The following is a 13,439-nucleotide window of genomic DNA, read 5'->3' on the forward strand; positions in this document are numbered from 1 at the left end:
TCAGGATGTCATACAAAGATTTATCGGGCTCTTTCTCTAAAGCTTCTTTGATTCTTTGAAGCTCATGGATAACAAGCATTGCCTCCACCGCTCCCCGGCTGTGGGCGAGAATTTCAAGGGTTTCTTTCCCGCTTGCTACAGCACGCAAGGCGAGGAAAACACCCTGGGCAATTCTTTGGCCGACTTCTGCGCCGAAAGTTGTGGGGCCGTTTAAAACATCTACAGATTCTGAAGAATAGGATAGGGGATCGGCATTAAATTTTGAAACTAAACTGAGAGCATCCTTCGATTTTTCCCCCTTTAGTTTTTCCTGGATAGCTTGAATTTCACGTTCATCGAATGCAACCTTTTTATAGTCGTCTTTTTCTGGATCAAGACTATTAATTTTTTGATTAACGCTTCCGGCTATTTTTTTTAACTTGGTTATTTCCCCTTTTGTGTAGCTCGAAAGGGCAAAACTCGGCTTCGGCGTTTCATTTAGGAGGGTCGTGATGACTTGTGCCGTGTAGGAAATGGTTTCGCCATTTTCATAAGATCTGTCTACGCTAACCGGCCTTTTGGTGAATACCGTATCTGTGCCTAAGAAAAATAAAAAGTGGTGAGGCGAAGAAGGTTTTTTCTTGTCGCTAAGAAAAGTAAAAATATCGTTTAAATGAGTTTCTTTAGCCATAAACGCTCCAATGGTACAACTTCAATCCATTGAATAACCCAGCCACCATTGCCACTCAAATGATCTTATGCGGCAAATTTTGTACATTTTACAGTTTTTGTGCACTGATTACAAGAGGGGCAGTGTAGGTGTGTAGGTGACAAATAAATTGTCCGGATCTGTAGCACGTGAATTGTCCGGTTTTTCTAATATTTTCTTGTAAACAAGGAGGTATAGATGAGTCGGACAAAATTGCTACAGGAGCTATTGATGTATCGGTTTGAAAATTTGTATAAAGAGTGGAAAGGAAAGAGACTAACCCAAGAAGAGGCCGCGAGGGCACTGGGAGTATGCGACAGGACATTTAGACGCTACATTTCAAGCTTTGAAGCTGAAGGGATGCAAGGCTTGGCAGACTTGAGAATTTCTCAGATTTCCCATAAACGAGCCCCGGTTGATGAAATAACTCGGATAGTTGACTTATATCGCAATCATTATTTGGGTTGGAATGTTAACCATTTTTATGGATTTTACTGCCGTGAACATCGAGGGACTCGAAGTTATAGTTGGGTAAAAAATGTTTTGCAGAAAGAAGGCTTAGTTGCGAAAGAATCAAAGCGAGGCCCGCATGGAAAACGTAGGGAAAGAACAGCAATGGCGGGAATGATGTTGCATCAGGATGGTAGCTCTCATCAATGGGTCCCTGGTAAAGAATGGGATTTAATTATTACATTTGATGATGCTACATCAGAGCATTATTCAATGTTTTTTATTTTAGAGGAAGGCACAGATAGTAGTTTTAAAGGGGTAAGAGAAACTATCGAAAAGAAGGGATTGTTCTGCTCTTTATACACGGATAGGGGAAGTCATTATTGGTATACACCAGAAGCGGACAAACGTGTTGATAAAACTCAATATACTCAATTCAGACGAGCAATGCGTCAATTAGGTATCGAAATGATTCCAGCTTATTCCCCCGAAGCAAGAGGACGCTGTGAGAGACAATTTCGAACGCATCAAGGTCGTTTGCCAAAGGAGCTCGCGCTGCATGGGATTACCGAAATAAATGCTGCCAATAAGTATTTAAAAGAAGTTTATATGCCTGCTTTTAATCGAGAATTTACGGTAAACCCGCTTTGTAAGGAATCAGCATTTGTGCCTTGGAATAGCCTCATAGCATTGGATGATATTTTGTGCGAGAAACATGAGCGTGTCGTAGGAAAAGACAATTGTGTCTCATTCAAGCGATTGTCATTGCAAATCCCTAAGGACAACCAGCGATGCCATTACATGAGAGCGAGGGTTAAGATTCATCGTTACATCAGCGGCGATTTAGCGATTTTCTATGGCCCCCGCAAGCTCGCAGAATATGATAGCAAAGGTATTTTAAAAATGCCTCTTAAACAGCAGGAGTATGTTGCAGCATAAAAACCGTCTGTGGACTACATGGATAATGGGGACAACTTAAAAACCAAGTTGACCCCATTACCCACGTGGGTCCACAGACTTAATAGCAAATTTTATTTATTAAACAAAAAGTGTAAACCGCTTCGCTTTTTGTCAGATTGCTTGAATATTAGTATGCATATCTGTTATATAAAAGCGGACAGTTTATGTGCTACAAAAACCGGACAATTCTATTTGCTGCCAACAGAGGGGCAGTTGATTGTTCAGGTAGCATCGGCGGTTTCCATTCTGGTATAATAAAAGACATTTTTTGAACTCTTCTTTTAGATCAGCTCATGCTCTCACTTGCGCTATTGCATGTTCTTATAATTGCGGTAACGAATATTACGGTTCAATTTCCCTTTATGTTTTTGGGCATTCATTCGACTTGGGGGGTATTTACTTATCCATTAATTTTTATCATCACTGACCTGACTGTGCGTCTTAAAGATGAAACAACGGCAAGGCGAACCGTTCTTTTAGCCATGTTTCCTGGACTACTGATGTCCTATTTTATGGCCAATTTTTATTCTGATTCCGCATCAATTACACTGTTTTCTTGGAATGAGTTGGCCTTCAGGGTGGCATTTGCCAGTTTCAGCGCCTACATTCTTGGGCAATGGCTGGATATTTATATTTTCCAAAGCTTAAGAAATCATCAAACCTGGTGGATTGCTCCTACAGCATCGAGCCTGGCTGGCAACACTTTGGATACTATTTGGTTTTTCGCTGCAGCTTTTTATCATTCCAGTCATCCTTTTTTTGCTGCGCACTGGATAGAAATAGCCTTGGTCGATTTGGGATTTAAATTGTGCATATCGTTGCTTTCTTTTATTCCCTTATATGGTGTGGTTCTGCAATGGTTAAAACCCAAGGAATATAGAATTGGCACTGAGCACAACATAACCATATTTTGATAACAATTTGTTCTGACGAAGCGTGTTCAGTCTATTTTTTGATATAAGGCATTCGAGTTTGAATAAACCCCGCTTATTATCGTAATTGAACCAACTTACTCACTCGGTGTTAAGAGAGATGACTGCCTATTTTATTGTGAAAGTCATTCATATAATCAGCTCAACCATCTTGTTTGGTTCGGGACTTGCAATCGCTTTTTTCATGTTTTGCTCAAAATTCAGCGCCAATTTACATGAAAAATATTTTGCTGCCCGCTATACGGTAACCGCTGATTTGGTGTTTACTCTGCCTGCAGTCATTATCCAGCCGCTCACTGGTTTCTGGATGGTCTGGTATGCGGGATATTCCTGGAGTGCGTCCTGGCTGATGTTAACCTATATCTTATATATTATCGCCGGGGCTTGCTGGTTGCCAGTAGTGTGGTTACAAATTGAGCTTAAGCGTATTCTTAAATTATGCATTGAACAAAACTATAAGCTTCCAGGGCGTTATCATCAGCTGTTTAATCTTTGGTTTATGCTTGGCTGGCCAGCTTTTTTATCTTTGCTGGTTATTTTTTATCTTATGGTGAATAAACCTTCATGATAAAAAGAATTTTAATTCTGGGTGGCTATGGAAATTTTGGCCGCTTCATCGCAAAGTGCCTGGCAAGAGATGAAGCCATCCAGCTAATTCTTGCAGGCCGTCATATTGGAAAGGCAAAGGATTTGGCAAGAAGATTAAATTCAGTTCATTTTCCAGAAACAGTGTACTGTGATATTCAACACAATTTAAACCAGGTGTTGGAAGAAATGTCGCCTGATGTGGTTATTCATACTTCCGGACCGTTTCAAAAGCAAGGTTATCAAGTCCCTGAAGCCTGTATAAAAAATGGTTGTCATTATATCGATCTGGCGGATGCCAGAGACTATGTGGCCAATATTGAGCAGTTAGATATAAAAGCAAAAGCAAACAATCTTCTGCTTGTAAGTGGCGCAAGCTCAGTGCCGGGTTTATCCTCCGCAATCATTGAGCATTATCTTCCTCAATTTTATAGACTTGAATCAATAGAATATGCTATTGCAACAGCACAATTAACCAACCAGGGCTTGGCGACCACAGCAGGTGTTTTAAGTTACGCTGGCAAGCCGTTTTTTACTTTAAAACATGGAGAAAAAAAAGTTATCTATGGTTGGCAGGGGCTTAGACTCAAAAAATTTTGGCATTTAAACAGGCGGCTTCTCGGAAATTGCGATATTCCTGATTTGGATTTATTTCCCAAATGTTATCCTCGGTTAAAAAATATTAAGTTTCAGGCGGGGCTGGAACTTAAAGTTTTACATTTGGGATTGTACTTTCTGTCCTGGTTCGTGCGCTTGAACCTCCTTCCTTCTCTGGATCGATTTGCCTCTTTCTTATTGAAGTTTTCGCGTTGGTTTGATGTATTCGGCCACAACAACACAGGCTTTTATATGTTGTTACAGGGAAAGAATGCTGAAGGGATTGAGAAAAAAATTCAATTTGATCTATACGCAGAAAAAGGGGACGGATTATACATTCCCTGTATGCCCGCCGTGCTCCTCGCAAAAAAACTCACCCATGAAAACCTGTCAACACGAGGCGCAATGGCTTGTGTTGGTTTGGTTAGTTTGCAGGAATATCTTGATGCGCTAAAAAATTTTGGCCTGGATATTATCTGGCGCGAGAATATGGAGGATTGAGCGCCACCCTTATTCTGTTTCCGTGGCCTCTTTGTAGCCACATCCTTCGTGCGGACAAATAACTTGCCTCCCCATACGTTTGGATTCTTTAATGGTCAGCACAGGCCATGCACATTTAGGGCAGGGTTTTGCTATGGGTTCATTCCATAATGCATAATCGCATTTTGGGTAATTGGCACAGGAATAAAATATTTTGCCTTTGCGGGATTTTCTCTTTAAAAGATTTGCTTGCCGGCACTTGGGGCACTCAACGCCTGTATCTGCGGGTTTCTCCAATGGTTCGATGTGCCTGCAGTTGGGATAATTGCTGCACCCAATGAAGCGGCCGTATGGACCGGTTTTGATATGCAAGGCACCGCCGCATTCAGGGCAGGTGCGATCTTCAAGCACATCTGGCTCAGGTTTTTCGCCGCCTTGCGTCTTTAAATCCTGGGTATAGTCACATTCAGGGTAGCCGGTACAGCCGATAAAGCGTCCCCGTTTCCCAAGACGGATTGCCAGTTGCTTGCCGCATTTTGGGCAGGGTTCAGCAAGTATTTCTGTCGTGACATCTTTGCGCTGTACTTGCTTGTCAACGGATTCGATTTTTTCAATAAACGGCTTCCAGAAATCTTTAAGCACAGGGATCCAATCTTTTTCTCCGCGTGCTATGGCATCTAGAGTATCTTCAAGTTGAGCGGTAAATTTATAATCAACATAACGAGTAAAATAGCCAGTCAAGAAATGGCTCACTATGCGGCCAACATCTGTAGGATAAAAGCGTTTTTTTTCTACAACCACATATTCCCGCTGCTGCAGGGTATGAATAATGGTTGCATAGGTGGATGGACGGCCAATGTCAAACTCCTCCAGGGCTTTCACTAAAGACGCTTCAGAATATCGGGGCGGAGGTTCAGTAAAATGTTGATTGGCTTTCACATCCAATAGAGCCACTTTATCTCCTATGGCAAAGGCAGGCAATAATGCAGCTTGTTCTTCTTCTTTGGAATCGTCCCGCCCTTCTTCATAAACGCTGAGGAATCCCTGAAAAACCACAGTTGAACCATTGGCGCGGAAAGTATGGTGCTCGCCGCAGGAAAAATCAACCGTGACTGTATCTATGAGCGCTTCAGCCATTTGCGAAGCAACTGTTCGAGTCCAGATAAGCTTATAGAGTTTTGCTTGATCAGCGGTTAGGGCATTTTGGATCTGTTCAGGCGTGCGCTTTATGGAAGTAGGGCGAATTGCTTCATGCGCTTCCTGGGCGTTTTTCGATTTGGTTTTATAGATTCTTGGTTCTTTGGGACAATTCTTTGCCCCATACTGTTCTTTAATGTATTCCCGAATTTCATTCAGGGCTTCTACTGCAAGATTCACAGAGTCTGTACGCATATACGTGATAAGGCCTACTGTCCCTGTGCCGATATCGATACCCTCATAGAGCTGCTGTGCGACCATCATGGTTTTGCGGGCGGTAAAGCCAAGCTTTCTGGCCGCTTCCTGCTGTAGGGTGGATGTGATAAATGGCGCCGCGGGATTGCGTTTTCTTTGTTTTTTATCGATGCTTTTAACGAGGAGAAAGCCTTGGGCTTCCTGTATCAGATCTTCTTTTATTTTCAGGGCTTGGGTTTCATGATTAATGCTAAACTGTTGCAGCTTCTCATCCTGATAATAAGTTAACCGTGCTTCAAACTGGGCCTTTTCGTAAAGGCACTCTGCTATAATTCGCCAATATTCCTGCGGAACAAAGCGTTCAATTTCTTCTTCCCGCTCAACAATGAGGCGAAGCGCAGGGCTCTGAACTCTTCCGGCGGATAGGCCCCTTCTTACCTTTTTCCATAGAAGAGGGGAGAGATTAAAACCGACCAGGTAATCAAGCGCGCGCCGAGCTTGCTGGGCATTCACCAGATCCATGGAAATTTCACGCGGATTTGCGATGGCGTCCTGAATAGCTGATTTCGTGATTTCATTGAAAAAAATTCGATGAACTTCTTTATCCTTTAAAAGATTGCGTTCCTTCATTAATTCGTAAACATGCCAGGAAATAGCCTCACCCTCTCTATCAGGGTCAGTGGCCAAAAGCAGCGAGTCCGATTTTTTCAATGCTTTGGCAATGCTGTCAATGTGGCGGATATTTTTTTCAATTGGGCTATAGGTCATGGAAAAATCATGAAGAGGATCAACAGAACCTTTTTTGGGCGGCAGATCTCTTACATGACCATAAGATGCAAGCACATCATAGTCTTTACCCAGGTATTTTTGAATGGTTTTAGCCTTTGCCGGCGATTCAACAATAACCAAGTGCTTGCCCATTAACCTCACCTTGTATTCAGCGTTTCAAGCTCAAATTGATTCAACAATGCTTTAATGTTTTGGATATGCTTCTTCTTTTTGATAGAGCACGAGGTCAAGAAAAGCAAGCTGTTTGGCATCAAGCGAATCAGCCAAGGTATCGCGCACCGCCCATTTGGTTTCTTCAAGCGTGATAATACGCGAATCAGATAAAAGCAGTTGATTGATGATCAATTCCATTGTATCAGGATGAATGATCTTCCATACCAGAAGGCGCATTAGAAATTGATAGCTTGCCTTTGTAAATTTCATTTGTTCCGTATAGGTAAAAATACGCATGGATTTTGGATGGGAAGATTGAATAAATTCCGGCGTTAATGTTTCTTGCCCAACTCCCAGAAGGGAAGATTGCGTGTCTTTTTTTTCTGCATCAGCACTGGTTTCATTGCTGGTTACCTGGCTTTCTTTAAGTTTTATCAATGTTTTTTCAAACAAGTTCAACAGCATTTCAAACAAGCTATCTTTCATAATCCACACCTCATATAACCGCCGGGTACTGCCTTCACAATGCCTTTTATTTCAAGCTCAGCCAATTCACACACGACTTTATCGATGGTAAAGCCGCTTCTTTCTGAAATTTGATCTATGGTAGTCGCTTCAAAACCTATGCACTTTACTAGGTTTTCATTCTCACATGCAAGAAAAGCATTTAAATCCTTTGCCCTCTCTTGTGAGTAATCAAGCCCCAATTCCGCTAATACATCTTCAGAGCTGGTAACCAATTTAGCTCCTTGCTGCAGCAAATAATGACATCCTCTTGCTTTGGGGTTATAGATGGAACCGGGAATAGCCAGAACGTCTCTATTTTGCTCAAGAGCCAAGCGTGCTGTAATTAAAGAGCCACTGCGAATTGCTGCCTCAACAACCAATGTGATCAATGATAAACCGCTTATTATACGATTTCTCCGGGGGAAATGTCCAGCTATTGGCGCAGTCCCTAGCGGGAATTCTGTACATAACAAGCCATGAGCAATAATTGACTCCGCAAGTTTTTGATTCTGCCTAGGATAAATATGGTCTATTCCGGTTGCCATCACGGCAATGGTTTTGCCTTTGGCCGCAAGGCAGCCTTCATGGGCTTTGGTATCAATACCTAACGCAAGCCCGCTGACAATTGCAATTTGTTTGCTTGCCAGCTCGTAAGCAAAGCGCCACGCAGTCTCCATGCCGGTTGCTGACGGGTTACGCGTACCTACCATAGCCGCTGCAGTATGCTCTAAAGCGGCAAGATCTCCTGCCGCATACAATACAGGAGGGGCATCATATATTTCGCGCAATAACCTGGGATAGGTTTCATCAGCCCAGCTTAATAAATGATGTCCAACAGATTCCTGCCAGCGAAAATCACGCTCAACTTTTGTAAAGTCAAATGTTTTTATGGCATGCGCTATTTTCTCAGTCAAGCCTGCAGCAATCAGCGCCTGTTTTGATGATCGAAACATTTCTGCCAACTCAGGCCACTGATTCAGCATTTTTTGAATGGTGCGGGGGCCGACCTGCTGCAGGTGATTTAAGGCCAGAAGATAATATTTGTTATTCATGGATTGGTTACTGTATCTAAAATTTCAATGGCCCGGATTGAACGGACAACCAGGGCAAAACTCGTGTTGGTGAATGTGCGAAATACCATAACTTCTCCAATTCTCTCAGGCGGGAGCGTGATGCAGTTCGGCGGACATTTGCCGTCAGGAACGCTGACAGGGCGGCTATAAACGCCAAGCACATCACCCGGCTGCAGGCCAGCTGTTTTGCCTTTATCGATTACGACGACGAGCCCCACACCGCCTTGTGAATAATCACCCGGCAAATCGATGATGTCTCCCTTGACGCGCGCAGAAGGCGTTTTGGGCTCAAAAAACAGGTTAAACTCAGGATAATTACGAGGCACGACGCGATCCCTGAGCCTCGTTCCCTGTATGATGTCGGTAAGCACAATGGTTGCGGGGTCTCCTCCTTGCAATAATTCCGCATAGCCTACCAATGTTACTTTGTAGCCTAAAAAACACTTGGTTTCAGGATGAATGTACTCGCCGCAGGGACGATAAATGGCATAGGCAAATGTTGTGCCAGGCGGCGGGGGAGGCGGGCACAGATTTTTCACATACGCTTTATCTCCCTGGCTGCCCAGCAAATGCTCGGTTGTGAATGCAATGATATACGGGGCATTTTGCAAGCTGTCTTTATCGAGCACCAATGAAGCATCCAAAAAGGGGCGGATATCGGCTAAAGGAATGGGCGGAATAGGGTCTTCAAGCGGCATGGGGCGCATGTAGGGAGATAATTTGATGGTTCCGTTTGAGAGCACCTGTAAATAGGGATTCTGTTGGTAATAGTGCAATTCCAGTACTGCGCCTGGGTAGAGGCGGTTTGGATTTTTAATGTGGGGGTTGGCATGCCAGAGCGTCTTCCATTCCCAGGGGTGTGCCAGATAGCGGCTGGCGATTTCCCAAAGGGTGTCGCCTGGTTGAACCACATAACGCGAAGGCGCGTCTGCTTTGAGCAATACGGCCTCTGCCGTGAATGAAATAACGAGGCAAATAACAAACAGCATGTAGCGCATGCGACCATCCTTGTATTTATGGCTTCATGACAATCAATCAAAAAATGACTAGATACGGGTTGTCAGCCCCGCACGAAGTCTGCCCAATTTATCGAGGTCTCGCAGGTAAACGCATCTAACATTTGAACATTATTAAGGTTTTTTGCCCACGTGCCTTGTTTTATGCGCGGTATCCAGACGATCTTGAAAAAAAATCGAAACTGGATTTTGCGCATAAAGCGCGGAGCGTAGGTATTTTGATTCAACAATGCGCTTATAGAAACGTTTACCCTGGAGGCCTGCGCTTTACTTGCGACAATATGGTATATTAGCGATAATACCACGCATTTAGTCTTTTTAAACCAGTTTAATGATGGCAATACGCAAGATTATCTATCTTCCCGATCCAAGATTGCGGCGGGTTTCCAAAAAAGTAGAAGATTTTGGTGATGGACTGCAAAAGCTCATCGAGGATATGTTTGATACCATGTATGAGGCAAAAGGGGTTGGGCTTGCCGCTCCTCAAATAGGTATTAATTTGCGCTTGTCTGTGGTTGATGTGATAGGCGATAAGACGCAACAGCTGGTTTTGGCAAATCCTGAAATCATTGCTTCTGAAGGCAAGGAAGAATATCAGGAGGGTTGCCTGTCTGTGCCGGGCGCCTATGACAAGGTCATCCGTGCCAAAAAAGTGACAATTCGTGCCCAGGATCGATATGGAAAATTCTATGAAATGACAGCAGAAGGCCTTTTAGGGGAATGTTTTCAACATGAAATAGATCATCTCAATGGAAAATTGTTTATTGATTTGCTTTCGCCGATTAAACGGGCCATGGTCAGAAGAAAACTGGATAAATTCAAACGCAATCAACTCCGTAAATCATGAACCCGTTACGAATCGTATTTGCCGGCACTCCGGAATTTGCTTTGCCGAGCCTCAAGGCGCTCGCGGCGACTAAACATCAACTGCTGGCAGTATATACCCAACCGGACAGACCGGCCGGGCGAGGACGGTTGCTCACCGCATCCCCTGTAAAAGAATGGGCGCTTGCCCATCAGTTAGCCATATATCAACCTTTGAATTTCAGGGATCCCGAAACGGTAGATGAATTAAGGCAGCTTAAACCCGATGTCATGGTGGTTATAGCTTATGGATTGATTCTTCCGAAAGCCGTTCTTGATGTGCCGCAGTTTGGGTGCATTAACGTCCATGCCTCCTTGCTTCCGCGCTGGCGCGGAGCTTCGCCAATTCAACATGCTATCTTGCATGGAGATGAGCAAACAGGAATCACTGTCATGCAAATGGATGCAGGCATGGATACGGGGGACATGTTGATGCAGGCCGAATATACCATCAAGCCAACTGAAACCGCGGGCAGCCTGCATGACCGCCTGGCCAGCCTTGCAGTAATCCCCTTATTACGCACTTTGGAAGCGCTGGCAGAGCAGAGGGTTAAGCCCATACCCCAAGATAATACCAAGGCAACTTATGCTCCCAAGATCAATAAGCAGGATGCTTTAATTGACTGGAATCAGCCTGCAATTCTAATAGAACGTCAGATCCGCGCGTTTAACCCTTGGCCTGTGGCTTATACGCATGCCCCTCATGCCATCATCCGCATCTATGAGGCTGAAGCACTGAAGGAGCCGTGCCGGCAGCCCCCCGGGAAAGTACTCGCAGTGACTAAAGAAGGCCTGCAGATCGCCACAGGCGAGGGGGTATTGGCAGTTACAAAATTACAATTTCCAGGCAGCAAGGCTTTGCGCGTTTCAGACTGGGTTAATGCCCAAAGCAGCCAATCTCTGCTCGATACGGTTTTGCGATGAAGCCCAATGACCGCCTGCAAGCAATAAAAATTCTTTGCAAACTGTTACAAGATAAAACGCCGCTTTACCATCTATTACGCAGAGAGCATTCTTCATTGGTCAAGGAAATTTGCTTTGGTTTTTGCAGGTATTATTTCAAGCTTGAAGCAATAGCCGACTCCTTGTTAAAAACCCGTCCCAAGGCTCTGGAAATCTGGGTGAGCATCCTGATTGGCCTATACCAGTTGCGCTATCTGCATATTCCTGATTATGCGGTTGTAAAAGAAACAGTCGACACGCTTTTGCTGTTAAAAAAGCCTTGGGGGAGAGGTCTTGTTAATGCTGTCTTGCGCAATTACTGCAGACAACAGGGGGAATTAGAGCCAAAGCTCCTGCAAAATGACGCCTATCGTTATAATCACCCTGCATGGCTGGTGGAGCGCCTTCGCAAAGATTGGCCGAATCATTGGCAGTCTATACTGCAAGCGAATGACAGCCATCCCCCGATGAGCTTGCGTATTAATTGCAGGCAAACCAATCAGGCTGAATATCTAAAACACCTTGCCGCTAAAGATATTGAGGCTTTAACCCATCCCTGGTCAGATTGCGGCATCGTGCTTGGCAAACCTTGCGAAGTCAATGAATTACCGGGATTTTCAGAGGGTATGGTATCGGTACAGGACATCGCAGCCCAGCTTGCAGCCCCCCTGTTGAATCTGAAGCCTCACTTCCGCGTGCTTGATGCCTGTGCCGCGCCTGGCGGCAAAACCTGCCATATCGCAGAATCAGAATCCAGGCTTCTTGAACTTGTGGCGCTGGATATTGATGAAAAGCGCCTGGAGCGGGTCCGTGAAAATTTACAGCGTCTAGGCCTTAAGGCGACAGTCACTCAGGGTGACGCGGTAAAACCGGAAACCTGGTGGGACGGCCAATATTTTGACCGAATCCTTCTGGATGCTCCCTGCTCCGCGACAGGTGTCATCAGGCGCAATCCGGATATCAAATTATTAAGAAAAGCTTCCGATATTACAGCCGTTGCCAAACGGCAATATGATTTATTGCGCGCTCTGTGGCCTTTGCTGGCAAGCGGCGGACAAATGGTCTATGCCACTTGTTCTGTTATCCCTGAAGAAAATGAAGAGCAAATCGCACAATTCGTAAAAGACACAAAAGATTGTCTTTATGTAGAACAAAAGCTTCCATTCGGTATGGTAACAGGTCATGGCTGGCAAATACTGCCGGGACAAGATAATATGGACGGGTTTTTCTACAGTGTATTAGCAAAAAAATGATTCAGTTGAACTGGCCGTTAATCATTGTGCTATTTAGCCTGGCTCTCCCCGGGGTATTCATTGCCATTCCGAGGCTGGTCAATTTTCTTCTGCATAAAGCCCAAGCCTCGATGCAAAAGCGCGTCAACCGCATCGCCGTCATCCAATCTCTTCTCATGATTTTTGTCATGACTATGGCAGGAAGCGTGCTGTCGCGAATTACCGGCCTTGGAGCGCCTGTAATTCAAACATTCCTTGATTCTGGGGATCTCGGATGGCCTTTGTTGCTAGACAGCTTGTTGCCTTTATTCCTGTTCACCGCTGTCGGTTTATTCATTTTTTTTGCCATTTACTATGGGTTACTGCCCAGTTTCCTGGATAAGGATACCTATCAATCGATGAGTCAATTGCGCTCTGCTGTTGGCTTGGATGGCTCGATGTTGTACAGTGGAATCGCAGAAGAACTCATAGTGCGCTGGGGCTTGGTTAATCTGCTCGTTTTTTTCGGCATTTTATTTATAAAAGCGCATCATCCCATGATTGTCTGGATAGCAATATTGCTGAGCAGCGTTCTTTACGCATTCAGCCAACTGCCGGTTTATGTTGCTGTCGGCTGTGCTTTTAACCGCCGTTTGATTTATGCGTTACTGCTCGCTTATGGTTGGCAGGGATTGCTGTTTGGCCTGATCTTCTGGCAGTATGGAATACTTGCCGCTATGATTGCCCATATGTTGTTTCATCTGGGGTGGTGGGTTTATCAAAAGCCATAAGTCAAAATG

The 13,439-nt window shown here is 44.5% G+C and carries 13 protein-coding genes; 8 read left to right on the forward strand and 5 right to left on the reverse strand.

Translation table 11 applies throughout. The annotated features are described in order from the left end of the window. Nucleotides 1-670, reverse strand: a 670-nt coding sequence (locus Llon_RS02090; protein ID WP_058528425.1) for a hypothetical protein, incomplete at its 3' end; no start/stop codon positions are given. A 249-nt stretch (nt 671-919) separates the two neighbouring features. Between Llon_RS02090 and Llon_RS02095 the strand changes: the two genes are divergently transcribed. The 4 genes from Llon_RS02095 (at nt 920) to Llon_RS02115 (ending at nt 4,713) form a co-directional block, all read left to right on the forward strand. Next, nucleotides 920-2,077, forward strand: a complete 1,158-nt coding sequence (locus Llon_RS02095; protein WP_115336909.1) for an ISNCY family transposase — start codon at nt 920-922, stop codon at nt 2,075-2,077. A gap of 314 nt (nt 2,078-2,391) precedes the next feature. After that, complete coding sequence (locus Llon_RS02105) at nt 2,392-3,012, forward strand: queuosine precursor transporter (protein WP_058528428.1); 621 nt, start codon at nt 2,392-2,394, stop codon at nt 3,010-3,012. 118 nt (nt 3,013-3,130) lie between these two features. Continuing rightward, nucleotides 3,131-3,598, forward strand: a complete 468-nt coding sequence (locus tag Llon_RS02110; protein ID WP_058528429.1) for a DUF2269 family protein — start codon at nt 3,131-3,133, stop codon at nt 3,596-3,598. Next, on the forward strand, nt 3,595-4,713 hold the full coding sequence (locus Llon_RS02115) for a saccharopine dehydrogenase family protein (protein ID WP_058528430.1): 1,119 nt from the start codon (nt 3,595-3,597) through the stop codon (nt 4,711-4,713). Before Llon_RS02110 ends, Llon_RS02115 begins: the two co-directional genes overlap by 4 nt. Before the next feature lie 9 nt (nt 4,714-4,722). Here Llon_RS02115 and topA read toward each other — a convergent pair whose 3' ends face one another. Genes topA through Llon_RS02135 form a run of 4 tightly spaced genes read right to left on the reverse strand, consistent with a single transcriptional unit; the run spans nt 4,723 to nt 9,604 of the window. Next, the gene (gene topA / locus Llon_RS02120; protein ID WP_058528431.1) at nt 4,723-7,005 is read right to left on the reverse strand and encodes a type I DNA topoisomerase; all 2,283 of its coding nucleotides are present in this window, start codon (nt 7,003-7,005) and stop codon (nt 4,723-4,725) included. A 51-nt stretch (nt 7,006-7,056) separates the two neighbouring features. Continuing rightward, nucleotides 7,057-7,512 (reverse strand): DUF494 family protein, encoded by a 456-nt coding sequence (locus Llon_RS02125; protein WP_058528432.1) that lies wholly within the window; start codon nt 7,510-7,512, stop codon nt 7,057-7,059. Then, nucleotides 7,509-8,585, reverse strand: a complete 1,077-nt coding sequence (gene dprA, locus Llon_RS02130) for a DNA-processing protein DprA (protein WP_058528433.1) — start codon at nt 8,583-8,585, stop codon at nt 7,509-7,511. Before dprA ends, Llon_RS02125 begins: the two co-directional genes overlap by 4 nt. Further along, entirely contained in the window at nt 8,582-9,604 is a 1,023-nt protein-coding gene (locus tag Llon_RS02135; RefSeq protein ID WP_058528434.1) for a LysM peptidoglycan-binding domain-containing protein, read from the reverse strand. The genes dprA and Llon_RS02135 overlap by 4 nt, the downstream gene beginning before the upstream one ends. Nucleotides 9,605-9,956: 352 nt before the next feature. On the opposite strand from Llon_RS02135, the gene def reads away from it, so the two are divergent. From def to Llon_RS02155, 4 genes are read left to right on the forward strand one after another with little or no spacing between them, the layout of a single operon-like run. Further along, nucleotides 9,957-10,469 (forward strand): peptide deformylase, encoded by a 513-nt coding sequence (gene def / locus Llon_RS02140; RefSeq protein WP_058528527.1) that lies wholly within the window; start codon nt 9,957-9,959, stop codon nt 10,467-10,469. Beyond that, the gene (fmt, locus tag Llon_RS02145; protein WP_058528435.1) at nt 10,466-11,410 is read left to right on the forward strand and encodes a methionyl-tRNA formyltransferase; all 945 of its coding nucleotides are present in this window, start codon (nt 10,466-10,468) and stop codon (nt 11,408-11,410) included. The genes def and fmt overlap by 4 nt, the downstream gene beginning before the upstream one ends. Further along, complete coding sequence (gene rsmB, locus Llon_RS02150; protein ID WP_058528436.1) at nt 11,407-12,681, forward strand: 16S rRNA (cytosine(967)-C(5))-methyltransferase RsmB; 1,275 nt, start codon at nt 11,407-11,409, stop codon at nt 12,679-12,681. The genes fmt and rsmB overlap by 4 nt, the downstream gene beginning before the upstream one ends. After that, nucleotides 12,678-13,430, forward strand: coding sequence for a CPBP family glutamic-type intramembrane protease (locus tag Llon_RS02155; protein WP_083503236.1), 753 nt, complete (start codon nt 12,678-12,680; stop codon nt 13,428-13,430). Before rsmB ends, Llon_RS02155 begins: the two co-directional genes overlap by 4 nt. Nucleotides 13,431-13,439: the final 9 nt, after the last annotated feature.

Source organism: Legionella londiniensis (assembly GCF_001467825.1).
GTDB classification, from domain to species: Bacteria; Pseudomonadota; Gammaproteobacteria; order Legionellales; family Legionellaceae; genus Legionella_A; species Legionella_A londiniensis.

Excerpts from the sequence above, each read along its gene's own strand:
- Llon_RS02095 (WP_115336909.1), top strand. The coding sequence starts at position 920 with ATGTATCGGTTTGAAAATTTGTATAAAGAGTGGAAAGGAAAGAGACTA.
- Llon_RS02105 (WP_058528428.1), top strand. The coding sequence starts at position 2,392 with ATGCTCTCACTTGCGCTATTGCATGTTCTTATAATTGCGGTAACGAAT.
- Llon_RS02110 (WP_058528429.1), top strand. The coding sequence starts at position 3,131 with ATGACTGCCTATTTTATTGTGAAAGTCATTCATATAATCAGCTCAACC.
- Llon_RS02115 (WP_058528430.1), top strand. The coding sequence starts at position 3,595 with ATGATAAAAAGAATTTTAATTCTGGGTGGCTATGGAAATTTTGGCCGC.
- topA (WP_058528431.1), bottom strand. The coding sequence starts at position 7,005 with ATGGGCAAGCACTTGGTTATTGTTGAATCGCCGGCAAAGGCTAAAACC.
- Llon_RS02125 (WP_058528432.1), bottom strand. The coding sequence starts at position 7,512 with ATGAAAGATAGCTTGTTTGAAATGCTGTTGAACTTGTTTGAAAAAACA.
- dprA (WP_058528433.1), bottom strand. The coding sequence starts at position 8,585 with ATGAATAACAAATATTATCTTCTGGCCTTAAATCACCTGCAGCAGGTC.
- Llon_RS02135 (WP_058528434.1), bottom strand. The coding sequence starts at position 9,604 with ATGCGCTACATGCTGTTTGTTATTTGCCTCGTTATTTCATTCACGGCA.
- def (WP_058528527.1), top strand. The coding sequence starts at position 9,957 with ATGGCAATACGCAAGATTATCTATCTTCCCGATCCAAGATTGCGGCGG.
- fmt (WP_058528435.1), top strand. The coding sequence starts at position 10,466 with ATGAACCCGTTACGAATCGTATTTGCCGGCACTCCGGAATTTGCTTTG.
- rsmB (WP_058528436.1), top strand. The coding sequence starts at position 11,407 with ATGAAGCCCAATGACCGCCTGCAAGCAATAAAAATTCTTTGCAAACTG.
- Llon_RS02155 (WP_083503236.1), top strand. The coding sequence starts at position 12,678 with ATGATTCAGTTGAACTGGCCGTTAATCATTGTGCTATTTAGCCTGGCT.